This window comes from Pelomonas sp. CA6 (assembly GCF_022549225.1).
GTDB lineage: Bacteria > Pseudomonadota > Gammaproteobacteria > Burkholderiales > Burkholderiaceae_C > Roseateles.
The window spans coordinates 147,329-173,024 of record NZ_JAKZFD010000011.1 but is presented as its reverse complement, the minus strand read 5'-3'; the positions used below and the strand labels follow the sequence as shown (position 1 = coordinate 173,024).

The following is a 25,696-nucleotide window of genomic DNA, read 5'->3' as shown; positions in this document are numbered from 1 at the left end:
CCGCGCCCGGTGCCTCCGTTCGCCCGGACCTTCGATCCGCTTTCGCCACCGCCTGCCTTTGCCGCCGCTGATGCCTGATGCCCTGCCGTCCCGCCCGTCCGACGCCGCCCCGCGGCTGGAGATCCCCGTCCTGGAAACCGAGCGCCTGCGCCTGCTGGCGCCGGGGCCGGCCTGCGCCGCCGCCTACCAGAGCTTCTACACCGATGCCCAGGCCTCGTACTTCTATGGCGGACCGCTGACGCCGGGCGCCGCCTGGGCTCGCCTGGCCGCGGACCTGGGCAGCTGGGCGCTGCAGGGCTTCGGCGTCTGGGCGGTGCAGCGACGCGCGGACGCCGCCATCGTTGGCGTTTGCGGCTTCTGGCAGGGCCTGGGCTGGCCGCGCGAGCTGACCTGGTGGCTGCTGCCGCAGGCGCGCGGTCAGGGGCTGGCGCTGGAGGCGTCGCGCGCGGCGCTACGCCAGGCCTATGACGGCTGGCGCTGGCCCTCGGTGCAGACCTACATGAAGGACGACAACGCCGCCGCGCGTGCGTTGGTGCTGCGCCTGGGCGGCGTCCGCGTCGGACGCCCGGACTTTCCCGACGGCATGGCGCGCGACCTCTACGAGCTGCCCCCATGCTGAGCGCCTCCGTGGGCCTGGGCTGGACCCTGAGGCCGGCGCGGCCCGAACATGCGCCCGCGATGCAAGAGGTGGAGCGCGTCGCCGCGTACATGTTCCCGAGCGAGCTGCTGCCGCCGGCGCTGAGCGGACAGGTCACGCCGCTGGAGACGCTGCAAGCCGGCATTGCCGCCGGCTGCGCCTGGGTCTGTCTGGACTGGGAGGGGCGGGTGCTGGGCTTTGCGCTGTGTCGCGAGGAGGCGGGCTGCCTGCATCTGGCCGAAATGGACGTGCTGCCCGCGGTCGCGCGACGGGGCATCGGCCGGCGCCTGCTCGCGCTGGTACAGCACGAGGCGCGCCAGCGCGGACTGCGGGCCTGCACCCTGACCACCTTCCGCTCGCTGCCCTGGAACGCGCCGTTCTACGCCGGCGCGGGCTTCCGTGCCCTCGAGCCCCGCGGCGACGGCGTGCAGGGCTTCCCCCATCTGGCCGAGTTGCTGGCCCAGGAGGCGGCCCAGGGCTTGAACGACCGGGTGGCCATGGTCTTCTCGCTCTAGCGCGCCCGGGCGTCCGACGCCTAAATCCACAGGTTTGCAAGGGCAATTACTGCCTAGGCAATAATTGCCGCCTCAACTGTATCGAGGCGCCTGTGTGCGCTGCTGCCATGTCGATCGACAAGCCGAGCGAGCCGGCTCGTTTCTACCGTGCCGACAGCTTTTCCAGCGAGGAGAGCCTGGGCTGGCTCATGCGCCAGATCAAGCAGTCCATGGTGGCCGAGGCCGACCGCGTGCTGGGCCCGCATGACCTGACCCATGCCCAGTGGCCGGTGCTGCTGCGTCTGCGCTTCGGTGGGCCCACCGCCAGCGCGGCGCTGGCGCGCGACCTGGCGATGGACGGCGGGGCGATGACCCGACTGCTGGACCGGCTGGAGGCCAAGGGCCTGATCCAGCGCGAGCGCTCCAGCGAGGACCGGCGCGTCGTCACCGTTTCCCTCAGCGAGGCCGGCCACCGTCGGCTGCGCAAGGCCCCCGAGGTGCTGTCCGAGGTGTTCAACGCGCACCTGGCCGGCTTCACCGAGACCGAATTCCGCACCCTGATTCACCTGCTGCAGCGCATGGTCGCCAATGGCCAGGCGCTGGCCCACAAGAAGAGCGAGGAAGCCTCCGATGACGACGCCCGTTCCTGATTCCCGCGCCGCCCTGGCCGGCCGCCCGGGCCAGCCCCGGCCCGCCGTGCTGGCCGCCGCGCTGGCGCTGGCCCTGCTGGCCGCCGCCTGCGCGCCCATCCCGACCTTGCCCCAGGCGCAGCCCGAGCTGCCGCCGCAGGCCCTGGGCCTGCCGGACGGTGGCACGTCCGCGCCGCAGTCGCGCTGGTGGCAGGGCTACCAGGACGCCCAGCTGGACGCGCTGATCGAGCGGGCGCTGGCGCAGTCGCCCAGCCTGGCGCTGGCGCGTGCCCGCGTGGCCAAGGCCGAGGCGCTGGTCGGCCATGCCGAAGCCGCGGACCGGCCGACGTTCGGCCTGGGCGTGGACGCGATGCGCCAGCGCTATCCGGAGCACGGCCTCTACCCGCCGCCCATCGCCGGCAGCGTGCGCACCACCGCCACGGTGCAGCTGGGGTTGAACTATGAGTGGGACTTCTTCGGCCGCCACGAGGCCGCGCTGCAATCGGCGCTGGGCACGAAACGCATGGCCGAGGCCGAGGCCGAGTCGGCCCGCCAGGGCCTGGCGACCGGCCTCGCGCGCGGCTACATGGCGCTGGCGCGCAACCTCGCGCAGCAGGACCTGGCGCGGCAGCAGATCGCGCTGCGCGAGCAGAGCCTGCAGCTGATTCGTCAGCGCAGCCAGGCCGGCCTGGACGACGCGCAGGCGCTGCGCCAGGCCGAGGCGCCGGTGCCGGAGCTGCAGCGCCAGCTGCTGGCGCTGCAGGACCAGGCGGCGCTGCTGCGGCGCCAGCTGGCCGCGCTGAGCGGGCAGGGGCCCGACGCGCTGAAGGACCTGCAGGCCCGGCTGCCCGCGGCGCTGGCCTGGCAGGGTGAGCCCACGCTGGACCTGCTGGGCCGCCGGCCCGATCTGGCCTCGGCCCGGGCCCGCGTGGAAGCCACGGCCCAGGACGTGCGGGCCGCGCGCGCGCTGTTCTATCCCAGCGTCAACATCAGCGCCTTCGCCGGCTTCAGCTCGATCGGCTTCGACCAGCTGTTCAAGTCGGGCAGCCATCAGTTGGGCGTCGGCCCGGCGCTGCGCCTGCCGCTGTTCGACACCGGTCGGCTGCGCGCCCAGCTGCGCGGCAGCGCGGCCGAGCAGGACGCCGCGGTGGCGCTGTACAACGCCACGCTGCTGGACGCCGCGCGCGAGGCCGCCGACTTCTACGGCAGCCTGCGCGCGCTGCAGGCGCAGCAGCAGGCCCAGCAGCAGCTGCTCGCGAATGCCCAAGCGCAGCTGCAGCTGGCCCACTCGCGCGAGCAGGCCGGCCTGGCCAACCAGCTGCTGCCGTTGCAGGCGCGCCAGCAGCAGCTGCTGCAGCAGCGCCAGATGCTGGACCTGCAGGCGCAGTCGCTGGACACCCAGATTCTGCTGATCCGCGCGCTGGGGGGCGGCCTGGACGCCGCCACCGGCCCGAACACCGACCCGGCACGGCGCGGCTGAACGCCCGCCGTCGAGAACGCACCCTCAAGAACACGCCGACACCATGAGCAATTCCAACGACCGCGCCCCCGCCGCCCCTGCCGCCTCCACCCCCGCCGCCAATCCCGCCCGCAAGAAGGGCCTCACCGCCGTGGCCGCGGTCGTGGTGGTGGGCGCGCTGGCCTACTTCGGCTACGAGTGGCTGGTGGGCCGCAACTACGAGAGCACCGACAACGCCTATGTGCAGGCCAATGTCGCGCAGATCACGCCGCTGGTCGGCGGCACGGTGCGCGCCATCTTCGCCGACGACACCGACTACGTGAAGGCCGGCCAGCGCCTGGTGAGCCTGGACCCGGCCGATGCGCGCGTGGCGCTGGAGCAGGCCGAGGCCCAGCTGGCGCAGACCGTGCGCGAGGTCCGCACCCTCTATGCCAACAATGCGACGCTGTCCGCCCAGGTGCAGGTGCGCGAGGCCGAGCTGGCCCGGGCCCAGTCCGAGATGGCACGGCTGCAGGCCGACGTGCAGCGCCGCCAGCCGCTGCTGGCCAGCGGCGCCGTCAGCAAGGAAGAGCTGGAGCACGCCCAGGCTCAGCTGAGCGCGGCGCGCAGCGCGGTGGCCGCGGCGCAGTCCGCCGTGCTGGCGGCGCGCGAGCAGCGCGAATCCAACCAGGCCCTGACCGAGGGCGTGGACGTGAGCCAGCATCCCAATGTGCTGCGCGCCGCGGCGCGCGTGCGCGAAACCTATCTGGCGCTGCAGCGTACCGAGCTGCTCGCGCCGGTGGACGGCTGGGTCGCGCGCCGCTCGGTGCAGCCGGGCCAGCGCGTCGCCGCCGGCAATCCGCTGATGGCGGTCGTGGGTCTGCAACAGGTCTGGGTGGACGCCAACTTCAAGGAAGGCCAGCTGGCGCGGCTGCGCATGGGCCAGCCGGTGCGCCTGACCGCCGACGTCTACGGCAAGAAGCAGGAATACCACGGCACGGTCCAGGGCCTGGGCGCGGGCACCGGCGCCGCGTTCGCGCTGCTGCCGGCGCAGAACGCGACCGGCAACTGGATCAAGGTGGTGCAGCGCGTGCCGGTGCGCATCCAGCTGGATGCCAAGGAAGTCGCCGAGCATCCGCTGCGCGTGGGCCTGTCCATGGTCGCCGAGGTGGACGTGCGCCAGCAGGACGGCCAGAGCCTGGCCCAGGGCTCGCGCGCCGCGCCGGCCGCGCAGACCGCGATCTATGACGCCCAGGACAAGGCGGCCGACGAGGCCGTGACGCGCATCATCGCGACCCACCTGGGCCAGAAGAAGCCGCAAGCCGCGGCCAAGACCGGCGGCAAGGCCTGAGCGGAACCGCCCCATGAACGCGAACGAGATGAGCCCGCCGCCGCTCAAGGGCGGGGCGCTGGTGCTGGGGACGCTGTCGCTGTCGCTGGCCACCTTCATGAACGTGCTGGACTCGTCCATCGCCAACGTGTCGCTGCCGGCGATCGCCGGCGACCTGGGCGTGAGCCCGGTGCAGGGCACCTGGGTGATCACGAGCTTCGGCGTCGCCAACGCGATCTCGGTGCCGCTCACCGGCTGGCTGACGCAGCGCTTCGGCGCGGTGCGCCTGTTCACGATGAGCGTGCTGCTGTTCGTGCTCGCGTCCTGGTTGTGCGGCTTCGCGCATTCGCTGGAGATGCTGGTCGCCGCGCGCGTCTTCCAGGGCCTGGTGGCCGGGCCCATGATTCCGCTGTCGCAGACCCTGCTGCTGTCCAGCTATCCGCGCCACAAGGCCGGCACGGCGCTGGCGCTCTGGGGCATGACCACGCTGGTCGCGCCGGTCGTCGGGCCCTTGCTGGGCGGCTGGATCACCGACAACGTCAGCTGGCCCTGGATCTTCTACATCAACGTGCCGGTGGGCCTGTTCGCCGCCGGCCTGACCTGGAGCATCTACCGCCAGCGCGAGACGCCGATCCGCAAGCTGCCCATCGACACCATCGGCCTCGCGCTGCTGGTGCTGTGGGTGGGCGCGCTGCAGATCATGCTGGACAAGGGCAAGGAGCTGGACTGGTTCGCCTCCGGAGAGATCCAGCTGCTGGCCGTGGTGGCCGTGGTCGGCTTCCTGTTCTTCCTCGTCTGGGAGCTGACCGACGCGCATCCGGTCGTGGACCTGCGGCTGTTCGCGCGGCGCAACTTCCTCTTCGGGGCGGCGGTGCTGTCGGTGGCCTATGGCCTGTTCTTCGGCAACGTGGTGCTGCTGCCGCTGTGGCTGCAGCAGCACATGGCTTACACCGCCACCGCGGCAGGCTTTGCGCTCGCGCCGGTGGGGGTGCTGGCCATCCTGCTGTCGCCGCTGGTGGGGCGCAAGGTGGGCAGCTGGGATCCGCGCGCGATGGCCAGCTTCGCCTTCGTGATGTTCGCCATCGTGCTGATGATGCGGGCCCAGTTCACCACCCAGACCGACCTGGCCACCATCATGGTGCCCACGGTGCTGCAGGGGGCGGCGCTGGCCTTCTTCTTCATCCCGCTGACCACGCTGACCCTGTCGGGCATCACGCCCGATCGCATCGCCGCGGCGGCCGGCCTGTCCAACTTCGTGCGCATCACGGCCGGCGCGATGGGCACCTCCATCTCGACCACGCTGTGGGAGAACCGCGCGACCCTGCACCACCATCACCTGGCCGAGAAGCTGGCCCAGGGCGACCCGGTGCTGAACCAGAGCGTGGCCAGCCTGCAGGGCAGCGGCTTCAGCGCCGAGCAGGCATTGGCCTATGTCAATCGATTGGTGGACCAACAGGCGTTCACTCGCGCCGCGGACGACATTTTCCTGGCCTCGGCCTGGATGTTCCTGGGCCTGATCGCCTTCATCTGGCTGACCCGCCGTCCGCCGCGCGTCGGCGCGCCGGTGGATGCCGGCGGGGCGCACTGACGCGAGAGCGGGCCGCGGGCGGCGCCGGGTTTTCCCGGTGCCGCGCGTCAACGCTCCCGGGTGCGCGGCGTGAAAGCCCTGGCTGTCCCCCGGTCTTGGTGGTCGGACGGTTCACCCGGACGCCCCGCACTGTGCTGCAATAGTGAGACCCTCCTCTCCGACAGGGGACGCTGGAACCGGTCATGCAGCAAGCCCGACTCTCTCCGGCCGACAAGGCGTCGGCATCCATGAGCCTTCGCGCCAGCCTCGGCGCCCGTGTCGCGCGCGGGTTCCGCCGCCTGTTCGGCGCGACCGCCGACCCTGAGCCCGGCGGCCCGGCCGAGGCAGCGCCGCTGCCGCGCGAATGGAGCGAGCATGAGCTGCTGGAGCTGCTGGTCCGCGAGGCGGCCCGGCTCTGGCGCTACAAGCACAGCAGCGGCGCGCTGCTGCTGGTGGAACTGGACGGCTGGTCCACGCTGCGCCTGCAGGCCGGGCGCGACGCGGCGCTGCTGCAGCAGCTGCACCGCACGCTGCAGGCGCAGTTGCGGCAGAGCGACAGCCTCAGCCCCATGAGTCAGGGGCAGTACGCCTGCTATCTGCCCTTCACCGACGCGCTGGGCGCGGTCGACGCGGGCGAGCGCCTGCGCGCCGCGGTGCAGGGCCTGCGCGGGGGCGCGCAAAAGCTCAGCGCCTCGGTGGGGGTCGCGGTCTGGCCGCCGGCGCACGATCCGCTGTTGCTGGTCCCGGAAAGCAACCGGGCGCAGGCTCAGCTGCTGTGGATGCAGGCCCAGCAGTCGCTGGCGCTGGCGCGTTCGGCGGGGCGCAACTGCGTGCGCCTGGTCAGCGACGCGCCGCTCCCCGGACCGCAGCGTCACAGCGGCACGCGCTCCGCGTAGCCGGTCATCTCCAGGTAGCCCAGGCCCAGTTCTCGGCCGTCCGGCGTGCTCAGCCGCGCCGCGCCCTCCCAATAGAGCAGGCCGCTGCTGCGGCGCGCGTCGACCTCCTGGGCCTCGAACAAGGCCTGCAGCAGGAAGTCGCCGCGCGGCGTCCGCAGCTGCCAGCGCACCGGATAGCGGGCGAGCGACAGCGGGCTTTGCCAATGGGCCAGCGGCTCCAGGCGGACGCGCTGCTGCAGGTCTTCGGAGCGGCCGTCGGCCTCGCGCCAGCTGCCGCCGCTCCACAGCACGCGGCCGTCGGCATGGCGCAGGCGGAACAGCGTCAGCGCCGAGCCGTCGTGCAGGTTGATGCCCAGCCAGTCCCAGCCCTGAGCGCGCTGCGTCTCGTCCGCGGCGCCGCCCAGCAGTTCGTCGCTCCACTCATGGTCCAGCCACGCGAGCGCCTGCACGGGCCGCTCCCGCGCGGCCTGCCCGGGCGTGACGAGTTGGCCCGCCCCGCGCAGCTGCGGCTCGCTGATGTAGCGGCTGGCCTGGGCCGGGCCCGGCCCCTTGCGCGACCAGCCCGCGTTGCCCTGCAGCAGCGGTGCTTGGGGGGCGTCCAGCGTCAGGCGCAGCGCGAAGTCCGCGGCGTCGCTGCGCAGCGCCAGCCGGTAGCGGCTCAGGCCGCCGGCCAGCGCGTCGCGCTCCAGGGTCCAGTCGCCCAGGCGCAGCCGCGTGTCCCTTTCGTCGGCGCGAGCCAGGCCGCTGCCGGCCAGCCGCGCCAGGCGCTGGTCGTGCACCAGGCGCTGGCGGGCGAGATCGGACAGCGCCGCGTGCGCCAGCAGCAACTGGTCGGGCGCGAAGTCGCGCGCTTGCAGCGCCGCCTTGAGCGGTCGGCGCAGGCGGAAGAAGGTCAGCTGGAAGCCATGACTGGGTGCCGCGGCCCGCGCCGGCGTCAACAGCCCGGTGACATACCACCATTCGATGCGCGCGTCGGGGTGGGCACCGTGGTCGCGCGGGAAGCGCAGCGGCTCGCGCGACAGCGCTCCGGACGGGCGCGCCAGCGCGAGCAGGCCCAGTGTCGCGCCGGCGCGGCCCAGCCCGCGCAGCAGAAGACGGCGGGCGGGGGATGGCAGCGGTCTTGTCGGGTCCATCACCAATCCTCCCGCACCGCGCGCAGCGCCTCGCCCTGGCCGCGCCGCAGGGCCAGCGCGCTGGCCACGGCCGCGGTCAGCAACGTCGCGCCCAGGGTCAGCGCCAGCAGTAGCGCGAGCGCCGGCCAGGGCGGATGCCAGTCCATGCTCCAGTGAAAGCTGCGCGGGTTGAGCTGGAACACCAGCAGCGCGCTGATCGCCAGCCCGGCGAGCAGCCCGGCGCCGGCGCCGGCCAGGGTCTGCACCAGGGTCTCGCCCAGCACCAGGCGGCGCAGCATCGCGCGTGTCAGCCCCAGGTGCAGCAGCAGCCCGAACTCGCGCCGACGCGCCAGCAGCTGCGCCGACAGCCCGGTGGCGACGCCGAACAGGCCCAGCCCCAACGCCACGGCCTGCAGCCAGGCGGTGATCGCGAAGCTGCGCTCGAAGAGCTGCAGCGACACGCGGCGCAGCTCGCCGGATGACGCGAGCTCCAGCGCCTGCGCGTCGCCCGAGAGGCGGCGCAGCGCGGCCTGCACGCGGCCCTCGTCGGCGTCCGGCGTCAGCCACAGCGCCAGTTCGGTGACGGCCGCGTCGCCGCCCAGCGTCAGCCAGTCCTGGCGCTGCATCAGCAGGGCCGGCGACTGGCGGCTGTAGTCGCGCCAGACTCCTCGCACCCACACGGCCATGGCGTGCTCGCCCTGCAGCCGCAGCGCGTCGCCGGGGCGCAGGTCCAGCGCGTCGCGCAGCGCCTCGTTGATGTAAACGCCGACCTGACCGGGTGCCAGGTCTTGCGCCTCGCCCTGCAGCGGCAGGCGCGCCGCGGGCGGCACCTCGCGCGCGAGCAGCTGCACCGCGAGGCCCGGACCGGCCGGGGCCGCGGCGCGCGCCAGCGACAGCTCGCGGCTGAGCTGCGGCGCGACGCGCGCCACGCCGGGCAGCGCCGCCGCCTGTTGCAGCAGCGCCGGGGGCAAGACCTGGCCCCGGACGTCGCGCAGCGCGCTGCGCAGGTAGAGGTCGGCCGGCAGCATGCGCTCCAGCCAGTCCGACAGCGAGAGCCGGAAGCTGTGCACCATCACCAGCATGGCGACGGCCAGCGCCAGCGCCACCAGCACACCGGCGATCTGCCGGCCGGCCTCGCCGGCCTGGTCGGCGGCGCGTTGCGCGGCCAGCAGCGGCAGGGCATGGCGGCGGGTCCAGGGCGCCGCAAGGCGACCCAGCGCGGCCAGCAGCCAAGGCACGCCGGCCAGCGCGCCGGCCACCAGCAGCAGCATCGCCAGATAGGGCGTCCACAGACCAGGCAGCAGCGCGGCGACCCCGGCGGCGGCCAGCAGCAGCGGTGCGGCACGGCGCGCCCGCGTGGCCGCGTCCGCCTGGCCGAGCCCGGCCGACACGCCCTTGAGCACCTGGGCCGCGGGCAGGCGGCGCAGCCGCGCCAGCGGCCAGGCGGCCGCGGCCACGCTCAGCAGCGGGCCCAGCAACAGCAGGCCCAGTACCGAGAGCGGCGCCGGATTGAGCCGCGGCGGCGCGGCTCCGCCCAGGCCGGCGACCATGCCCCCGACGCCGGCCGCGCCCAGGTCGCCGCCCAGCCGGGCCAGGCCCAGCTGGGCCAGCGCCAGGGCCAGCACCAGGCCCAGCAGCGAACCGAGCAGGCCCAGTGCCACGGCTTCCAGCAGCAGCAGGCGCTGGCGCTGGCGCGCGCTCATGCCCAGCACGCTGAGCAGCGCCAGCTGCGGCAGGCGCTGCGCGACGCCGAGCGAATGCACCGCGAAGACCATGAAGGCGCCGACGAACAAGGCCATCAGCGACAGCACACCGAGATTGAGCCGATAGGCGGTGCTGAGCCGGCGCGCTTCGCGGGCGCGCGCATCGGCACGCTCGGCCGGCGGCAGGGCCTGCACGCCGGACGGCAGCGCCTGGCGCGCCGCCCAGGCCACGGGGTCGCCGGCCTCGGGGTGCAGGCGCAGCATCAGCAGGTCCAGGTCGCGGCGCTGCAGCAGCTGCTGCGCCCAGGCGATGTCCATCAGCAGCGCGGGCTGCGCGTCCTCGCCGACCGGCGGCCCGAATCGGCCCAGCACCGGCAGGTGCTGCCACTGCGCGGCCGAGGCCGGGTTCGCCGACGGCGGTGCGGGCAGCAGCAGCGCCACCTCGGCGGGTGGGCGCGCGCCGTCTGGTTGTGGCGGCTGCAGCAGACGCAACGCCGCCTCATTGAGCCACACGCCGGGGGCTTCCAGCCCGCGGCTCAGGCCGCCGGCCAGCGAGCCGGGCATGTCACCGGGCATGTCGCCGGGTCCATTGCCCCGAGGCAGCCATTGCGGATGAAAGCGCGGCAGCTGCAGCAGGTCCAGCCCCAGCAGGCGCAGGCCGTGCCCGGTCGCGTCGTCGCGGGCGCGCACGCGCAGCAGGGCCTGGAGGCCTGGCGCCATGTCGGCCACCGCCGGGTCGTCGGCCAGCCGTTGCATCAGCTCGCGTTGCAGCGGGGCGCCGCCGGGCGACGGGCGCAGTTCGAGGTCGGCCTGGGCCACGCTGGCGCGGGCGGCGGATTCAAAGCGCGCCATCGCCGACTCGTTGATCCAGCCCACCGCGCCGGCCAGCGCCAGCCCCACGGCGATGGTCAGCAGCGCCGCGAGCTGGCGGCCCCACTGGCGGCGCAAGGCTGGCCAGGAGAGCTGCCACCACCAGCTCCAGGCTTGGCGCAGGGCGTCGGCGCGGCGCATGCTAGGCCAGCGCTTCCATCTGCAGGCGCCGGTCCGCCAGCGCGGCGGCCTGCTGGGAGTGCGTCACCAGCAGGCAGGCCGCGCCCTGTTCGCGCAGTTGCGTTCGCAGCAGCTGCATCACCTGGTCGGCATGGCGGGCGTCGAGGTTGCCGGTGGGCTCGTCGGCCAGCACCAGCGCCGGCCGGTGCACCAGCGCACGCGCGATCGCGACGCGCTGCAGCTGTCCGCCGGACATCTGGCGCGGCATGTGGCGCGCATGGCGGTCCAGTTCCACCGCGGCCAGCATCTCGGCCACGCGTGCCGGGTCGGGGCGGCCCTGCAGCAGCAGCGGCAGCGCGACGTTGTCCTGCACGTTCAGGTGCGGCAATACGTGGAAGGCCTGGAAGACGAAGCCCAGCCGTTCGCGGCGCAGCGCGGCCTGGGCCTCCTCGTTCAGCGCCGCCATGTCCCGGCCTTCGATGAGCACCTGGCCGGCGTCCAGCGGCTCCAGCCCGGCCAGGCAGTTCAGCAGCGTGGACTTGCCGCTGCCGGATTCGCCCAGCAGTGCGAGCATCTCGCCGCGGGCCAGTTGCAGCGAAAGGTTCTCGAACAGGCGCTGGGGGCCGTAGCGTTTGCTCAGATGCTGGGCGGTGAGGACGGGCTGTGGGGGCATCTTTCTTTGTGGGTGAACTGGCGGGGGCTACTTCTTGCGTCTGCGTGTACGTCTGCGTCTGCGTCTGCGTCTGCGTCTGCGTCTGCGTCTGCGCGGGGCGCAGAGCCCGCCGGGTCCCGGCCCGGCAGCCGGGTCACTTTCTTCTGGGGCCCAGAAGAAAGTAACCAAAGAAGAGGGCCCTGAATACGATTTGACCGAGTACCACGCTGGGCCCCGAGTATCGGCCCGACCACCACCCGGGCAACTCCAGCACTCCGGCTTTAAGTCGCTCGCCGAGTACGGCTCGACTCCACATCGGGCCTCATGCCCCACCTCGCTGCCAAGGCTCGCAACCTAACGCCGCAAGCCTCGCCGCACAGCCCAGCCGTGCCAAGAGTATTTCGGGCCGAGCGCCGGGCCGCCCCAAGCCGGCCCGCTTGGCGATGTGCGAGCGGGGGAACCCCCGCGAGCATCGCCGTCCCCGTGGGGGACCGGCCAGGGTACTCCCTGGACGAGGGGCACGACGATCTGCCGAGCGCCGGGCCGCCCCAAGCCGGCCCGCTTGGCGATGTGCGAGCGGGGGAACCCCCGCGAGCATCGCCGTCCCCGTGGGGGACCGGCCAGGGTACTCCCTGGACGAGGGGGGTGTATTGCTGGGGCCGAGCGCCGGGCCGCCCCAAGCCGGCCCGCCTGGCGATGTGCGAGCGGGGGAACCCCGCGAGCATCGCCGTCCCCGCGGGGGGCCGGCCAGGGTACTCCCTGGACGAGGGGGCGTATTCCTGGGGCCGAGCGCCGGGCCGCCCCAAGCCGGCCCGCCTGGCGATGTGCGAGCGGGGCACGCCCCGCGAGCATCGCCGCCCCCTCGGGGGGCCGGCCAGGGTACCCCCTGGACGGGGGGCTTCTTTATTCTCTACAAGCCCGCCCCGCCAGCCGCGCGAGCTGCTGTGGCGCGTCGGCGGCCTGGGCGTCGACCACCTGGCGCTGCGGCATGCTGCGCAGCCAGGTGATCTGGCGCTTGGCGAGTTGGCGGGTCGCGGCGCTGCCGCGTTCCTGCAGCAGCGCGAGGTCGACGGCATCCGCGCCGCTGTCCAGCAGCTCCCAGGTCTGGCGATAGCCCACGCAGCGCATGGACGGCAGGCCGGGATGGAGGTCGCCGCGCGCGCGCAAGCGACGCACTTCATCGACCAGGCCGTCGTGGATCATCTGGGCAAAGCGGGCTTCGAGCCGGCGGTGCAGCCAGGCGCGTCCCGCAGGGGTGTCGGGGGGTTCCAGCGAGATCAGCGGCCAGTGGGACGGCGCGGCCGCCTGCGCGCGCGAGCGCGCCAGCAGGACCGACATCGGCTCGCCGCTGAGCAGGCAGACCTCCAGCGCGCGCTGGATGCGCTGCGAATCGGCCGGCGCCAGGCGCGCCGCGGTGTCGGGGTCCAGCTGGGCCAGCCGCGCATGCATCGCGGGCCAGCCCAGGCGCGCGGCGTCGGCGTCCAGCTCGGCGCGCAGCCGCGCGTCCGCCTCGGGCAGATCGGACAGGCCCTCGAACAAGGCCTTGAAGTACAGCATGGTGCCGCCGACCAGCAAGGGCCGCGCGCCGCGTGCCTGGATCTGCGGCACCAGGGCCTGCACGTCGCGCACGAACTGGGCCGCGGAATAGCTCTGCGTGGGCTCGAGGATGTCGATCAGGTGATGCGGCACGGCGGCCCGCTCGGCGGCCGTGGGCTTGGCCGTGCCGATGTCCATGCCGCGGAACACCAGGGCGGAGTCCACGCTGATGACCTCCACCGGCAGCTGTTGCGCCAGCTGCAGCGCCGCGGCGGTCTTGCCGCAACCCGTCGGGCCGGCGATGCACAGCGGCACCAGCGCGGCCACGGTGGGGCGGCCCTCGGCCTGCTGAGCGGCGGCGGCGGTCGCGGGCGCGCTCAGAAGCGCTCCCAGGGCGCCAGGTAGCGCCACTGGCCCGCAGGCAGCGCGCCCAGCGGGATACGGCCGATGCGCACGCGCTTGAGCGCCAGCACCTTCAGGCCCACCAGTTCGCACATGCGGCGGATCTGGCGCTTGCGGCCCTCGCGCAGCACGAAGCGCAGCTGGTCCTCGTTGGCCCAGCTGACCTTGGCCGGGCGCAGCTGCACGCCGTCCAGCGTCAGGCCATGGCACAGCTGCTGCACGGCATCCGGCGGCAGCTGCTCCTGCGCGGGCCGGTCGGCGTCGCCGTTCAGCAGCGCGACGCGCACCAGGTATTCCTTCTCGACCTCGGAGTCCTCGCCGATCAGGTGCTTGGCGATGCGACCGTCCTGGGTCAGCACCAGCAGCCCGGTGGAGTCGATGTCCAGCCGGCCCGCGGGGGCCAGCCCGCGGCCATGGCCCGGGGCCCAACGGATGCCGGAGGGGTCCTCGCCCCAATGGCTGTCGGCCTTGACGAGCACGGAGGCGGGCTCGTAGCCGTCCTCGGCCTGGCCGGAGACATAGCCGATGGGCTTGTGCAGCAGGATGGTGACGCGCTGGGCCTGCTGTTCGCGGGCGGCCGGGTCGACCTCGATGCGGGCGTCGGGGCCCACGCGCTGGCCCAGCCGGGCGGGCTGGCCGTCGACGCGCACCCAGCCGGCGGCGATCCATTCATCGGCCTCGCGGCGCGAGGCCAGGCCCAGTTCGCCCATGCGCTTGGACAGGCGTTCGCCCTGTTCCTGCGTGCCCTCGGGGGCGGCCGGCGCGTCGTCCCAGCTGCTGCGGCGGGGGCGGGCCTCGGCGGTGGCCGGGGGGACCTGCCGGGGCGGTCGCTGCGCCGGCGCGGGGGGGCGCTCGGCACGCGCCTGCGGCTGGGCACGCGGCTCGCGTTGCGGCCGGCCCGCGGGGGCGGCGCGCTCGGGCCGGCCCGGCTTCGCGGCACGCGGGTCGCCGGGGCGGGGCGACCGTTCGTTGCGGCGTTGGGTCAGGGCCTCGTCGGCGCGGCGCTGCTCGAAGGCGGCCTGGCGCTCGGCGCGCTCGGCCTGGGCCTGCTTCAGCGTCGGGCGGGTGCGCGACACGCCGGTGCCGCGCACGGGTGCGCGGCGCGGCGTCGCGCTGCTGCTGCCTTCGGCAGCGGGCTTGTTCTTTTTCTTCAGGGTCAGCGTGGCCATGGGGGGTCTCTTTGCTTCAGGCCGTATTGGACCATGCCCACCCCGGGCCCGCCGCGCGGGCGCGCCCGGAATCCTCAACGGCCGCGCAGGAACAGCGCGTCCAGCTCGCGCATGGTGAGCTGGCGCCAGGTCGGCCGGCCGTGGTTGCACTGATCGGCGCGCTCGGTGCGCTCCATGTCGCGCAGCAGCGCGTTCATCTCATCCAGGGTGAGCTGGCGGTTGGCCCGCACCGCGCCATGGCAGGCCATGGTGGCGAGGATTTCGTGCTGGGCGCGCTCGATGGCATGGCTGGCGTCGAACTGCGCCAGCTCGGCCAGCACGCTGCGCGCCAGTTCGATGACGTCGCCGCCGGCCAGCAGCGCGGGCCGCTCGCGCACGGCCAGCACCTTGGCCGACAGCGGCGCGATGTCCAGGCCCAGGCGTCGCAGCGTTTCGCCCTGCGCCTCGGCGGTGGCGATCTCGGTGGGCGTGGCGGCGAAGGTGACCGGGATCAGCAGCGGCTGGGCCTCGATGCGCGCCTCGCCCTGCGCCGCCAACGCGGCCTTGAGCCGTTCGTAGACCACGCGTTCGTGGGCGGCATGCATGTCCACGATGACGAGGCCCTGGGCATTCTCGGCCAGCACATACACGCCCTGGATCTGCGCGATGGCGCGGCCCAGCGGCCAGTCGCCGGCCGGCAGCGGCTGCGGCGCGGCGTCCTCCACGGCGCCCGCGAGGGGGGGCATGGCCGGCCGGGCCGGTGTCTGCGGCGCGTACAAGGCCTGGGCCTGCTCCAGCGCCAGCGCGGTCTGCGCGCTGGTGGGCGTGGGTGGGCGCCAGCTCGACCCCGCCGCGGCGTTCCAGCCACCGCCGCCGGCATAGCCGGCACGGGATTCCTGCACGGCCGGGCGGTCCCAGGCCGGCGTGCCGGACCAGGGGCGGGCGGAGGCGGTGGTGGTCGGCGCCCCCAGGGGGCCTGCGGGCAGGGCGCCCGGCGTCTCGGCGTCGGTGGACGCGGCCTCGGGCCCGGCAGGCGCGTCGGCGCGCGACAGCGCCAGCGCGGCCTGCACTGCGCGGCGCACATGCTGGTGGATTTCGCGGCCGTCGCGGAAGCGCACCTCGATCTTGGTCGGGTGCACATTGACGTCGACCAGCTCCGGCGCGATGTCCAGGAACAGCACATAGCTGGGCTGGCGGCTGCCATGCAGCTGGTCGTCGAAGGCGGAACGGATCGCGTGGGCGATCAGCTTGTCGCGCACATAGCGGCCGTTGACGTAGACGTACTGCATGTCGGCGCGGCTGCGCGCGGCCTCGGGCAGGCCGACGCGGCCGCGCAGCGTCAGCGGCCCGGCCTGCGCCGCCAGTTCTCGGCTGTGCTCGACGAAGTCCTCGCCCAGCACCTCGGCGATGCGCTGCGCCGCCGGGGCGATGCGCCACTGGTCCACCAGCTTGCCTTCGTGCCAGGCGGCGAAGCCCACGTCGGGGCGCGCCAGCGCATGGCGGCGCAGGGCCTCCAGGCAATGCGCCAGCTCGGTGCTCTCGGTCTTGAGGAACTTGCGCCGCGCCGGGGTGTTGAAAAAGAGCTCGCGCACCTCCACGCTGGTGCCGCGCGCCCGTGCCGCGGGCTGCAGCTCGCCGCTGCGCGCGTCCAGGCGCCAGGCATGGGGCTCGTCCTGGTGGCGCGACGCGATGGACAGCTCGGCCACCGAGGACACCGCCGCCAGCGCCTCGCCGCGAAAGCCCATCGTCGCCACCGCCTCGAGGTCGTCGAGGCTGGAGATCTTGCTCGTGGCGTGGCGCTTGATCGCCAGCGGCAGCTCGTCGCGGGGGATGCCCAGCCCGTCGTCCTCGACGACCAGGCTGCGGATGCCGCCGGCCAGCAGCTTGAGCTGCACCTGGGCGGCGCCGGCATCCAGCGCGTTGTCCACCAGTTCGCGCACCACGGAGGCGGGGCGTTCGACCACCTCGCCCGCGGCGATCTGGCTGATCAGTTCGTCGGGCAGCTCGCGGATCGCGCGGCGGGGGGCAAGGGTCGGGGCGTCCTGTCGGTCCATGGCGGGATTCTAGGAGGGCGGCCCGGTCCGCGCCGCCGTGCGCCATGCGGCGCGGACATAATGCGCGCCCATGGAACTCCTTGCCTTCCTGATCGATTTCATCCTCCACGTGGACCGCCACATCGCGGCCTTTGTCGCGCAGTACGGCGCCTGGGTCTATGCGCTGCTGTTCGCGATCGTGTTCGTCGAGACCGGCCTGGTCGTGATGCCGCTGCTGCCGGGTGATTCGCTGCTCTTCGTGGTGGGCACGCTGTGCGGTGCCGGCGTGATGAACCTGCCACTGGCGATCACCGTGCTGCTGGTCGCCGCCATCCTGGGCGACCAGTGCAACTACAGCATCGGTCGGCGCGTCGGGCCGCGGGTGTTCCAGTGGGAGCAGTCGCGCTTCTTCAACCGACGGGCGTTCGACGCCGCGCATGAGTTCTACGAGAAGAACGGCGGCATCACCATCGTGATCGCGCGCTTCATGCCCTTCATCCGCACCTTCGCGCCCTTCGTGGCCGGCGTCGCGCAGATGAACCGCGCGCGCTTCACCGCGTACAACATCGGCGGCGCGCTGCTGTGGGTGGTGGGCGTGACGCTGGCCGGCGTGATGTTCGGCAACATCCCCTGGGTGCAGGCCAATCTGAGCAAGATCATCTGGGCGATGATCGTGATCCCCGGCCTGATCGCGATCTATGGCGGCTGGCGCGCCGCGCGGCGCGAGAAGCAGGCCGCCGGCGCCTGATTCCACCCCGCTCAGACGCTGCGCGCCGGGGCGCCCCCGCGGCCGGGCGCCAGACGGCCGTGAGCTTTGTCACCCCGCTGCGCGGGGGACTATGCTGCCCGCTTTCCATCAAAGGGAAGCCAGCGAATGAAATTGCGTGCGCTATGCGCCGCCCTGATCCTGGGTGGCGCGGCCGGGTCCGCCGTCGCGGACATGTCCGAAGCCCCGTCCGCCACCCGGCTGCTGCGCCAGCCGGCGCTGTCCGCCACCCAGCTGGCCTTCGTCTGGGGCGGCGACCTGTGGGTGGCCGACCGCAATGGCGCCCAGCCGCGCCGGCTGACCCGCCACGCCGCCGCCGAGTTCGCGCCGCGCTTCTCGCCGGACGGGCGCTGGATCGCGTTTTCGGCCAGCTATGACGGCAACACCGACGTCTATGTGATCCCCAGCAGCGGGGGGCAGCCGCGCCGGTTGACCTGGCACCCGGCGGCCGACGAGGTCAGTGGCTGGAGCGCGGACGGCAAGCGCGTGCTGTTCGCCTCGCCGCGCGAGGTGCTGAACTCGCGCAGCAACCAGCTCTTCGAGGTGGCGCTGGAGGGCGGCTACGAGCAGCGCGTGATGGATGCGGTGGCCTATGAAGGCGCCTGGTCGGCCGACGGCCGGCGTCTGGCCTACCGTCCGTATCGTCAGGCGCACAACGGCACCAGCGGCTGGCGCCAGAGCCGCGGCGGCACGACGCCGCCGATCTGGATCATCGACCCCAAGGCCGGCCGCTGGGAGCCGGTCCCGCATGTCAATGCCACCGACAGCAACCCGCTGTGGCTGGGCGACGTGGTGGTCTTCATCTCCGACCGCAACGACGGCGCGGCCAATCTGTTCGCCTACGACACGCGCGACAAGACACTGCGCCAGCTGACGCGCGAGACGGTCTGGGACGTGCGGAGCGCCGACGCCCGTGGCGACCGCATCGTCTACGAGGCGGGCGGGGTGCTGAAGGAAATCAGCCTGGCCGGTGGCGAGCCGCGCGTGCTGGACATCCGCCTCGCCGAGGGATCGGACCAGGCGCGGGTGAGCTGGAAGGATGCGTCGCGCCAAATCACCAGCGCGCGTCTGTCGGCCACCGGGCAGCGCGTGGTGGTGAGCGCGCGCGGCGAGGTGTTCACGTTGCCGGTCAAGGAAGGCACGCCGCGCAACCTCACCCAAAGCCCCGGCGTGCGCGAAAAGGACGCGCTGTGGAGCCCGGACGGCGAACGCGTGGCCTTCATCTCGGACGAACCGGGCATGCGCCACCAGGTCGTGCTGAGCGACCAGCGCGGCGAGCAGGCGCCGCGCAAGATCCTGCTGCCCGAACTTGGCTACTACACGCTGCTGGCCTGGTCGCCGGACGGCCGCCGGCTGGTGCTGCAGGACAACCACCTGAACCTCTACCAGATGCCGCTGGAGGGACGCACGGCCGGGCAGCTGGAGCGCATCGACCGAACGCTGCGCCGCGCGCCCTTCGACCTCGGCTTCTCGCCGGACGGCCGCTGGCTGGCCTACACCGTGGTGGGCGAGAACCACTTCAGCCAGATCCGTCTGGCCGACCTGCAGACCGGCCGCAGGCACACGCTGACCGACGGCATGAGCGATGCCGAAAGCCCGGCCTTCTCGCCCAAGGGCGACGTGCTGTATTTCATGGCCTCGGTCAACTCCGGCCCCGCCCAGGTGGGGCTGGACATGTCCACGCAGGAGCGCGCGGTGCGCCTGGGGCTGTTCGCCGCGGTGCTGAGCGCCGACGGGCGCTCGCCGCTGCTGCCCAAGAGCGGCGACGAGGACGGCGGCAAGCCCGAGCCCGGCGACGACGCGAAGGGCGAGGGCGGGGCGGGCGACAAGGCTCAGGACAAGGCACCCGGCAAGGCCGCCACCAAGACGCCGCCCAAGCCGGTGCGCATCGACCTGGACGGCCTCGCGCAGCGCATCGTTGGTCTGCCTGTGGCCGAGCGCCGCTACGACCAGCTCGCCGTCGCGGCGGACGGCTCGCTGTACTACCTGGAGCGCCGCCAGCCCGGCGTCAGCCATGAGCCGCCCACGGCGGGCGGCGACGAGGGCGGGGCCGAGCTCTACCGTTTCGACTTCGAGGAGCGCAAGGCCACGCTGCTGAAGACCGGCGTGCGCGAGTTCAGCCTCAGCCCCGACGGCCGCAAGCTGCTGCTGCAACTGCCCGGTGGCAAGATGGAGGTGGGCGCCACCGGTGCCAAGCTGGAGGCCAAGCCGGTGGACCTGGCGGGGCTGAAGATGCGCGTGGATCCGCGCGCCGAATGGCGCCAGATCTTTGACGAAACCTGGTGGATGCAGAAGGAGTTCTTCTACGACCCCGGCCTGCACGGCCTGGACTGGCGCGCGGTCTACCGGCGCTACCTGCCGCTGCTGGCCCATGTGCAGCGGCGCGAGGATCTCAACGAGCTGCTGGTCGAGATGATCGGCGAGCTGCAGGTGGGCCACAACCGCGTGGGCGGCGGCGACGTGCACCAGGAGCCGCGCGTGGCCGTGGGGCTGCTGGGCGCGGACTTCAGCCTGGACCAGGGGCGCTACCGCATCAAGACCCTGTACCGTGGCGACCGCTGGAATCCCTTCCTGAAGGCGCCGCTGGCCGCGCCCGGGCTGGGCCTGAAGGAGGGCGACTATGTGCTGTCCGTCAACGGCCAGCCCGTCGGCGCGACGCAGAACCTCTATGCCGCGCTGGAGAACACCGTGGGCCGCCAGATCCAGCTGAGTGTCTCGTCGGCGGCGCAGGGCGCGCCGGTGCGCCAGGTGCAGGTCGAGCCCATCGCCAATGAAGCGGCGCTGCGCCAGTGGGCCTGGATCGAGCGCAACCGCGAGACGGTGGACCGGCTCAGCGGCGGCAAGGTGGCCTACGTCTATCTGCCCGATACCGCGGCCTCGGGCTTTCAGCACTTCAACCGCCTGTTCTTCGCGCAGGTCGACAAGCAGGCGCTGATCGTCGACGACCGCCGCAATGGCGGCGGCCAGGCGGCCAACTATGTGACCGACGTGCTCAACCGACCGTATCTGGCCGGCTGGAAGGACCGCGACGCGCAGGTGTTCAGCACGCCCGGCGGCGCGATCTATGGCCCCAAGGCCATGCTGATCGACCAGGACGCCGGGTCCGGGGGCGATTTCCTGCCCTATGCCTTCAAGCGCATGGGCCTGGGGCCGCTGATCGGCAAGCGCACCTGGGGTGGGCTGATCGGCATCGCGACCAACCCGGCGCTGATCGACGGCGGCCAGCTGGTGGTGCCGTACTTCCGCTTCTTCACGCCCGAGGGCCAATGGCGTATCGAGAACGAAGGCGTGGCGCCGGACCTCGAGGTCGAACTCGATCCGCTGGCCGTCAACGCCGGCCGCGACACGCAGCTGGAGGCCGCGGTCGCGAACGTGCTGGAGCGGCTGAAGACCGAGCGTCCGGTGGAGCGCAAGACCGCGCCGGCGATGCCGCAGCGTCTGGGTGAATGAACGCGGCCCCGGCGCGCAGGCGTCGGGGGCTGTCGGATTTCTTGACAGACGGCAGCCGCCCGGCGTCTCCGTCCTCGCCCTGGGCCGTGGCAAGTCCTTGTCAGGACAACGCAATCGCGCAGACACCCGTCAGACGGCCCGCTTCTTGCGTGTGCATTCCCCTTTGGCGCCGCCTCGGGGTGCCGTGGTCGGCAAAGACAAAAAGATGATGGAGTCGAACGGGATGAACAAGAAGCGGATGGTCGCGCTGGCGGCCCTGGTGCTGAGCGGCGCGGCGCAGGCCGGGCTGGTGGGCGAGACCGTGGGCATCCAGCTGCGCGCCGGCGCGCTGGACTACGGGCTGCACACGCATGTGGTGGGCGATGGTCCGGAGGGCAACTACTTCGGCAACCAGACCTATGACTTCAGCGACAACGGCTTTTCCATCAGCAGCCGCAGCCGCTACTGCGGCTTCAGCTGCACCGGGGGCCTGGTGACGCTGACGCTGACCGGCCTGGACCTGGGCGGGCCGCTGAGCAGCGTGGCCTTCACGACCTCGCTGCGCGGCGTGACGGTCAGCTTCGACGACCATTCCGCCACCTTCAGCTGGCGCGATCAGGTGTTGCCCAGCCAGGTCTACCTGAGCGCCAGCTTCGACGCCGCGCAACCCCAGAAGCTGCCCGAGCCGGGCAGCCTGGGCCTGGCCGCGCTGGCGCTGGCCGGGGTGGCGCTGCTCAAGCGCAAGCGCTGAAGGGGCAAGCGCAGGCGCTGAAGCCCGCCACCGGCACGGGCCGCCCGAGCCCGTTCAGCCCAGCGAGCGCTGCCGCGCCAGCGGCGGGTTCTTCGCGAAATAGCGCGCGATGCCGGTGGCCACCGCCTCGACGATGCGGTCCTGGTAGTCCGGGTCGCGCAGCTTGGACTCTTCCTCGGGGTTGGAGATGAAGGCGGTCTCGACCAGGATGGACGGGATGTCTGGCGCCTTCAGCACCGCGAAGCCGGCCTGTTCCACCTGACGCTTGTGCAGCCGGCCGACACGGCCGATCTGCCCCAGCACCTCGTTGCCCAGCTTCAGGCTGTCCTTGATCTGCGCGCTGGTGCTCATGTCCAGCAGCGCGCGCAGCACCTGGGTGTCCTTGACGCGCGTGAGGTTGACGCCCCCCACCGCGTCGGCGGCGTTCTCGCGCTGCGCCATCCAGCGCGCCGCGGCCGAGCTGGCGCCGCCGCTGGAGAGCGCGAACACCGAGGCGCCGCGCGCCTGCGGGTTCAGGAAGGCGTCGGCGTGGATGGAGACGAAGAGATCCGCCTGCACCCGCTGTGCCTTGCGCACCCGTTCATGCAGCGGCACGAAGAAGTCGGCGTCGCGCGTCATCAGCACGCGGATGTTGCGGTTGGCGTTGAGCCGTTCGCGCAGCTTCAGGCCGATCGCCAGCACCACGTCTTTCTCGCGCAGCCCGCTGGGGCCGACGGCCCCGGGGTCCTCGCCGCCATGGCCGGGGTCGATCGCGATGACGATCAGCCGGTCCAGCTTGTCCTGCCGCTCCTGCGCCGCGGGCGTGGGGGCGGGCGCTGCGGGACGGGGCGGAGTCGGCGCCGGGGCGGAGCCGGCGGCGGATGGCGTGGAGGCCGGTGCCGCGGGTGGCGGCGTCGTGGTCGTGGCGGGGGCAGGGGCGGGCGCCGGCGCCTTGGCCACCGGCGTGCCGGGGCGTTCGATGCGTCCGATCAGCTCGCCCAAGGCGTCCTGCACCGACTGCGCCGCGGCGCGCTCGGCGGTTTCCTTTTCGAGGATCAGCGCCAGCAGCGGGTCGCGTTCCTGGGCCGGGTAGAGGTCGAAGACCAGGCGGTTCTTGTAGGCCGCGACCGGCGCGATGGTGAAGATCTGCGGCTCGACCAGCTGTTTCAGGTCCAGCACGATGCGCACCACGCGCGGCTGGTTCTGGCCGACGCGCACACCGGCGATATAGGGGTCGTCCGGCTTGATCTTGCCCAGCAGCTCGCGCAGCCCGGGGCTCAACTCCAGGCCGTCGATGTCGATCACCAGGCGGTTGGGATTGCTGGTGAGGAAATGCCGGGCGGCCAACGGCCGGTCGGACTCCAGCGTGACGCGGGTGTAGTCGCTCGCCGGCCAGACGCGCACCGCGACGATGGTCGGCCCCTGCGGGCCGGCCGCGCGGGCGACGACGGGAATCGCCAGCACCAGCGCGCCCATGCGGCGCAGCGCCTCGCGGCGGCCGCCGTGCTTCTGCGGCCGCGTCATGCCTGGAACTCCCGGTCCAGGTGTTGCAGCAAGACCTGACCCCGGGCGGTGCCGGCTTCGGCGTGCACGCGGCGCGCGTGCTCGTCCTGCACCTCCAGCGTGAGGCGCAGGTCCGGCACCGGCAGCATGCCGGTGGCTTTCTGCGGCCATTCGCTGAGCTTGAGCCCGGGCGCCGCGAACAGCTCGCGAAAGCCCGCGTCTTCCCACTCGCGCGGGTCGTTGAAGCGGTAGAAGTCGAAATGATGGGCGGGCCGGCCCTGCAGCGCGGGCGGCGCGTAGTCCTCGACGACGGCGTAGCTGGGGCTCTTGATCCGCCCCGTGACGCCCAGCGCGCGCAGCAGGTGGCGCACCAGGCTGGTCTTGCCGGCGCCCAGGCCGCCTTCGAGCTCGATGCAGGCATCGCCGATCTCGGGGCCGTGGGCCAGCGCCTGTGCAAAGCGCTCGCAGGCGGCCTCGTCGGGCCAGAGGTAGTCGCGGGTTTCTAGAATCACCAAAATTCGAAGGAATGCTTGCTGTGCCAGAGGTCCTGTCTCCACCCCCATCCGCCGACGGCGGTCCGCCGCGGATGTCCACGGCGGCGCTGATGCCGCAGCTGCGGGCCTGGGCGCGCGAGCTCGGATTCTCACAGATTGGCGTGGCCGGTATCGACTTGTCCAGTGCCGAACCGGGGTTGCGCGCCTGGCTGGACCAGGGCTTCCATGGCGAGATGGCCTACATGGCGGCGCATGGCATGAAGCGGGCGCGTCCGGCCGAGCTGGTGCCGGGCACGGTCAGCGTGCTGACCGCGCGCATGGATTACCTGCCGCGCACGCTGCCCGAAGGCTGGCAGGCCCTGGAGTGGCAAGGCCTGCGCGATCCGCTGCGCGCACAGGTGTCGCTCTATGCGCGCGGCCGCGACTACCACAAGGTGCTGCGCCAGCGCCTGCAGCAGCTGGCCGAGCGGCTGGCCGCGGTCGTCGGGCCGCTGGGGCATCGCGTGTTCACCGACTCGGCCCCGGTGCTGGAGGTGGAGCTGGCCAGCCGCTCCGGCCAGGGGTGGCGCGGCAAGCACACGCTGATCTTGAACCGCGAGGGCGGCTCGATGTTCTTCCTCGGCGAGATCTATCTGGACCTGGCCCTGCCCGAGACCGAACCGCTGAGCGCGCACTGCGGCGAATGCAGCGCCTGCATCCAGGCCTGCCCGACCGGCGCCATCCTCGCGCCCTACCGGCTGGATGCGCGCCGCTGCATCTCCTACCTGACCATCGAGCAGGACGGCCCCATTCCCGAGGCGCTGCGTCCCTTGATGGGCAACCGCATCTACGGCTGCGACGACTGCCAGCTGGTCTGCCCCTGGAACAAGTTCGCCCAGCGCGCCACCTTGCCGGACTTCGACTGGCGCGAGCCGCTGGGCCACGCCAGCCTGCTGCAGCTCTGGGCCTGGGACGAGGCCCAGTTCCTGCGCCGCACCGAGGGCTCGGCGATACGCCGCATCGGCCATGCGCGCTGGAGCCGCAACCTCGCCGTGGCGATGGGCAACGCGCTGGCGCAAGACCTGGCCCCGGAGGACCGCCAGGCCCTGCGCGAGGCGCTGCAGGCACGGCTGCCGCAGGCCGATGCGCTGCTGGCCGAGCACATCGCCTGGGCCCTGGCCCGCTGAGGGGCGTGGCCCGCTGCCGGCCCGCCGCCGTGGGTCAGCGCAGCACGGTCAACCAAAGGGGCAGCACCACCATGCCCAGCAGCGTGGACAGCGTGATCAGCCCGGCGACGAAGGGCCCGTTGCCGCCCATGCGCACCGCCAGCACATAGGCGCTGGACGCGGTGGGCAGCGCGGCGAAGGCGAGCAGCAGCAGCGCCTGCTCGGCCGGCAGCGCCAGCCAGCGGGCCAGCAGCAGGGCCCACAGCGGCAGCAGCAGATGGCGGATGGCCAGCAGCGCGGCCGCGAGGCGGGGGGCGTCCCTCAACGCGCCCAGGCGCAGCCCGGCGCCCACCGCCATCAGGCCCAGCGGCAGCGCGGCCAGGCCGATCTTCTGCAACCCGATCGCGGCCGGGGCCGGCAGCTTCAGGCCCAGCAGGTTGGCGGCCAGCCCCGCCAGCGTGGACAGGATCAGCGGATTGCGCGCCAGCTCGCGCAGATAACCCTGGCCGCCATGGCGCGCCAGCGGCCAGACCGCCGCGACGTTGGCCACCGGCACGCAGACCGCGACGATCAGTGCGATCCAGGCCACGCCCTGCGTGCCCTGCAGCCGCTCGGCCAGCGCCAGCGCGACGAAGGAATTGAAGCGAAAAGCCACCTGCGCGCCCGAAGCATGGCTGCGTGCGTCGACGCCGGGCCAGGCGCGCAGCGTATAAGCCAGCACGACGCCCCCCAGCAGCACGGCCAGGCCGGCGCCGGCCAGCGCCAGGGTCTGTCCCGGCTGCAGCCGCGATTGCGAGATGGAGTTGAACAGCAGCACCGGGAAGAGCAGGTAATACACCAGCTTCTCGGCCGCGGCCCAGACCTCGCGGTCCAGGGCCGTGTAGCGGCACAGCAGGAATCCGCCCACGATCAGCAGCAGGTCGGGCAGTAGCAGCAGCATGTCCGGCATGCGCCCAGTGTGCCAGCACGCACCGTGCCGCCGGGACGGGAGGCTGCGCGCTTCCGCTAGGATTTGTTCGTTCAGCGCATACTCGGACCCTGTCCCGGCAGTCCAGGGACATC

Annotated in this window: 20 protein-coding genes; 11 read left to right on the top strand and 9 right to left on the bottom strand. The window is 72.9% G+C overall.

What is annotated here, in order from left to right; genetic code table 11:
- Window positions 1-70 precede the first annotated feature (70 nt).
- From LZ017_RS18405 to LZ017_RS18375, 7 genes are all read left to right on the top strand, one after another.
- On the top strand, window positions 71-619 hold the full coding sequence (locus LZ017_RS18405) for a GNAT family N-acetyltransferase (protein ID WP_241398371.1): 549 nt from the start codon (window positions 71-73) through the stop codon (window positions 617-619).
- Window positions 613-1,152, top strand: a complete 540-nt coding sequence (locus LZ017_RS18400; RefSeq protein ID WP_241398369.1) for a GNAT family N-acetyltransferase — start codon at window positions 613-615, stop codon at window positions 1,150-1,152. The genes LZ017_RS18405 and LZ017_RS18400 overlap by 7 nt, the downstream gene beginning before the upstream one ends.
- Window positions 1,153-1,259: 107 nt before the next feature.
- Window positions 1,260-1,781, top strand: a complete 522-nt coding sequence (locus LZ017_RS18395; protein WP_241398368.1) for a MarR family winged helix-turn-helix transcriptional regulator — start codon at window positions 1,260-1,262, stop codon at window positions 1,779-1,781.
- A complete protein-coding gene (locus tag LZ017_RS18390) occupies window positions 1,762-3,240 on the top strand; it encodes an efflux transporter outer membrane subunit (protein WP_241398367.1) in 1,479 nt (492 codons plus the stop codon). Before LZ017_RS18395 ends, LZ017_RS18390 begins: the two co-directional genes overlap by 20 nt.
- Before the next feature lie 43 nt (window positions 3,241-3,283).
- Complete coding sequence (locus LZ017_RS18385) at window positions 3,284-4,549, top strand: efflux RND transporter periplasmic adaptor subunit (protein WP_241398366.1); 1,266 nt, start codon at window positions 3,284-3,286, stop codon at window positions 4,547-4,549.
- A gap of 13 nt (window positions 4,550-4,562) precedes the next feature.
- Complete coding sequence (locus tag LZ017_RS18380; RefSeq protein WP_277604770.1) at window positions 4,563-6,116, top strand: DHA2 family efflux MFS transporter permease subunit; 1,554 nt, start codon at window positions 4,563-4,565, stop codon at window positions 6,114-6,116.
- A gap of 227 nt (window positions 6,117-6,343) precedes the next feature.
- Complete coding sequence (locus LZ017_RS18375) at window positions 6,344-6,991, top strand: diguanylate cyclase domain-containing protein (RefSeq protein WP_241398364.1); 648 nt, start codon at window positions 6,344-6,346, stop codon at window positions 6,989-6,991.
- On the opposite strand, the gene LZ017_RS18370 is transcribed toward LZ017_RS18375, so the two are convergent.
- The 6 genes from LZ017_RS18370 to mutL all read right to left on the bottom strand — a co-directional run bounded on the left by LZ017_RS18370 (window position 6,967) and on the right by mutL (window position 16,588).
- Entirely contained in the window at window positions 6,967-8,124 is a 1,158-nt protein-coding gene (locus LZ017_RS18370; RefSeq protein ID WP_241398362.1) for a lipocalin-like domain-containing protein, read from the bottom strand. The genes LZ017_RS18375 and LZ017_RS18370 overlap by 25 nt on opposite strands.
- Window positions 8,124-10,817, bottom strand: a complete 2,694-nt coding sequence (locus tag LZ017_RS22165) for an FtsX-like permease family protein (RefSeq protein WP_277604769.1) — start codon at window positions 10,815-10,817, stop codon at window positions 8,124-8,126. Before LZ017_RS22165 ends, LZ017_RS18370 begins: the two co-directional genes overlap by 1 nt.
- A 1-nt stretch (window position 10,818) precedes the next feature.
- Window positions 10,819-11,469, bottom strand: a complete 651-nt coding sequence (locus LZ017_RS18350; protein WP_241398361.1) for an ABC transporter ATP-binding protein — start codon at window positions 11,467-11,469, stop codon at window positions 10,819-10,821.
- A gap of 882 nt (window positions 11,470-12,351) precedes the next feature.
- On the bottom strand, window positions 12,352-13,377 hold the full coding sequence (gene miaA / locus LZ017_RS18345; protein WP_374109950.1) for a tRNA (adenosine(37)-N6)-dimethylallyltransferase MiaA: 1,026 nt from the start codon (window positions 13,375-13,377) through the stop codon (window positions 12,352-12,354).
- Entirely contained in the window at window positions 13,362-14,555 is a 1,194-nt protein-coding gene (locus tag LZ017_RS18340) for a pseudouridine synthase (RefSeq protein WP_241398360.1), read from the bottom strand. The genes miaA and LZ017_RS18340 overlap by 16 nt, the downstream gene beginning before the upstream one ends.
- Window positions 14,556-14,629: 74 nt before the next feature.
- Window positions 14,630-16,588: a DNA mismatch repair endonuclease MutL gene (mutL, locus tag LZ017_RS18335; RefSeq protein ID WP_241398358.1), complete on the bottom strand. Its 1,959-nt coding sequence runs from the start codon at window positions 16,586-16,588 to the stop codon at window positions 14,630-14,632.
- Between the two features lie 70 nt (window positions 16,589-16,658).
- Between mutL and LZ017_RS18330 the strand changes: the two genes are divergently transcribed.
- From LZ017_RS18330 to LZ017_RS18320, 3 genes are all read left to right on the top strand, one after another.
- Window positions 16,659-17,315 carry a DedA family protein gene (locus tag LZ017_RS18330; RefSeq protein WP_241398356.1) on the top strand — a complete coding sequence of 219 codons (657 nt, stop codon included), beginning with the start codon at window positions 16,659-16,661 and terminating at the stop codon, window positions 17,313-17,315.
- A 126-nt stretch (window positions 17,316-17,441) separates the two neighbouring features.
- On the top strand, window positions 17,442-20,783 hold the full coding sequence (locus LZ017_RS18325; protein ID WP_241398355.1) for a S41 family peptidase: 3,342 nt from the start codon (window positions 17,442-17,444) through the stop codon (window positions 20,781-20,783).
- A 223-nt stretch (window positions 20,784-21,006) separates the two neighbouring features.
- Window positions 21,007-21,513 (top strand): PEP-CTERM sorting domain-containing protein, encoded by a 507-nt coding sequence (locus tag LZ017_RS18320; protein WP_241398352.1) that lies wholly within the window; start codon window positions 21,007-21,009, stop codon window positions 21,511-21,513.
- Window positions 21,514-21,567: 54 nt separating this feature from the next.
- Here LZ017_RS18320 and LZ017_RS18315 read toward each other — a convergent pair whose 3' ends face one another.
- The gene (locus LZ017_RS18315) at window positions 21,568-23,016 is read right to left on the bottom strand and encodes an N-acetylmuramoyl-L-alanine amidase (protein WP_241398351.1); all 1,449 of its coding nucleotides are present in this window, start codon (window positions 23,014-23,016) and stop codon (window positions 21,568-21,570) included.
- A complete protein-coding gene (gene tsaE, locus LZ017_RS18310; protein ID WP_241398350.1) occupies window positions 23,013-23,507 on the bottom strand; it encodes a tRNA (adenosine(37)-N6)-threonylcarbamoyltransferase complex ATPase subunit type 1 TsaE in 495 nt (164 codons plus the stop codon). Before tsaE ends, LZ017_RS18315 begins: the two co-directional genes overlap by 4 nt.
- Before the next feature lie 92 nt (window positions 23,508-23,599).
- Here tsaE and queG point away from each other — a divergent pair, with 92 nt between their 5' ends.
- A complete protein-coding gene (gene queG / locus LZ017_RS18305; RefSeq protein WP_241398398.1) occupies window positions 23,600-24,655 on the top strand; it encodes a tRNA epoxyqueuosine(34) reductase QueG in 1,056 nt (351 codons plus the stop codon).
- Window positions 24,656-24,689: 34 nt separating this feature from the next.
- On the opposite strand, the gene LZ017_RS18300 is transcribed toward queG, so the two are convergent.
- Window positions 24,690-25,583: an AEC family transporter gene (locus LZ017_RS18300; RefSeq protein ID WP_241398349.1), complete on the bottom strand. Its 894-nt coding sequence runs from the start codon at window positions 25,581-25,583 to the stop codon at window positions 24,690-24,692.
- Between the last annotated feature and the right edge of the window lie 113 nt (window positions 25,584-25,696).

What these genes read in the sequence shown, in the direction of transcription:
- mutL (WP_241398358.1), bottom strand. Translation starts at nt 16,588, where the DNA reads ATGGACCGACAGGACGCCCCGACCCTTGCCCCCCGCCGCGCGATCCGC.
- queG (WP_241398398.1), top strand. Translation starts at nt 23,600, where the DNA reads ATGCCGCAGCTGCGGGCCTGGGCGCGCGAGCTCGGATTCTCACAGATT.
- LZ017_RS18380 (WP_277604770.1), top strand. Translation starts at nt 4,563, where the DNA reads ATGAACGCGAACGAGATGAGCCCGCCGCCGCTCAAGGGCGGGGCGCTG.
- LZ017_RS18375 (WP_241398364.1), top strand. Translation starts at nt 6,344, where the DNA reads ATGAGCCTTCGCGCCAGCCTCGGCGCCCGTGTCGCGCGCGGGTTCCGC.
- LZ017_RS18300 (WP_241398349.1), bottom strand. Translation starts at nt 25,583, where the DNA reads ATGCCGGACATGCTGCTGCTACTGCCCGACCTGCTGCTGATCGTGGGC.
- LZ017_RS18400 (WP_241398369.1), top strand. Translation starts at nt 613, where the DNA reads ATGCTGAGCGCCTCCGTGGGCCTGGGCTGGACCCTGAGGCCGGCGCGG.
- LZ017_RS18315 (WP_241398351.1), bottom strand. Translation starts at nt 23,016, where the DNA reads ATGACGCGGCCGCAGAAGCACGGCGGCCGCCGCGAGGCGCTGCGCCGC.
- LZ017_RS18325 (WP_241398355.1), top strand. Translation starts at nt 17,442, where the DNA reads ATGAAATTGCGTGCGCTATGCGCCGCCCTGATCCTGGGTGGCGCGGCC.
- LZ017_RS18330 (WP_241398356.1), top strand. Translation starts at nt 16,659, where the DNA reads ATGGAACTCCTTGCCTTCCTGATCGATTTCATCCTCCACGTGGACCGC.
- LZ017_RS18395 (WP_241398368.1), top strand. Translation starts at nt 1,260, where the DNA reads ATGTCGATCGACAAGCCGAGCGAGCCGGCTCGTTTCTACCGTGCCGAC.
- LZ017_RS18390 (WP_241398367.1), top strand. Translation starts at nt 1,762, where the DNA reads ATGACGACGCCCGTTCCTGATTCCCGCGCCGCCCTGGCCGGCCGCCCG.
- LZ017_RS18350 (WP_241398361.1), bottom strand. Translation starts at nt 11,469, where the DNA reads ATGCCCCCACAGCCCGTCCTCACCGCCCAGCATCTGAGCAAACGCTAC.
- LZ017_RS18370 (WP_241398362.1), bottom strand. Translation starts at nt 8,124, where the DNA reads ATGGACCCGACAAGACCGCTGCCATCCCCCGCCCGCCGTCTTCTGCTG.
- LZ017_RS18320 (WP_241398352.1), top strand. Translation starts at nt 21,007, where the DNA reads ATGAACAAGAAGCGGATGGTCGCGCTGGCGGCCCTGGTGCTGAGCGGC.
- LZ017_RS22165 (WP_277604769.1), bottom strand. Translation starts at nt 10,817, where the DNA reads ATGCGCCGCGCCGACGCCCTGCGCCAAGCCTGGAGCTGGTGGTGGCAG.
- LZ017_RS18385 (WP_241398366.1), top strand. Translation starts at nt 3,284, where the DNA reads ATGAGCAATTCCAACGACCGCGCCCCCGCCGCCCCTGCCGCCTCCACC.
- LZ017_RS18405 (WP_241398371.1), top strand. Translation starts at nt 71, where the DNA reads ATGCCTGATGCCCTGCCGTCCCGCCCGTCCGACGCCGCCCCGCGGCTG.
- LZ017_RS18340 (WP_241398360.1), bottom strand. Translation starts at nt 14,555, where the DNA reads ATGGCCACGCTGACCCTGAAGAAAAAGAACAAGCCCGCTGCCGAAGGC.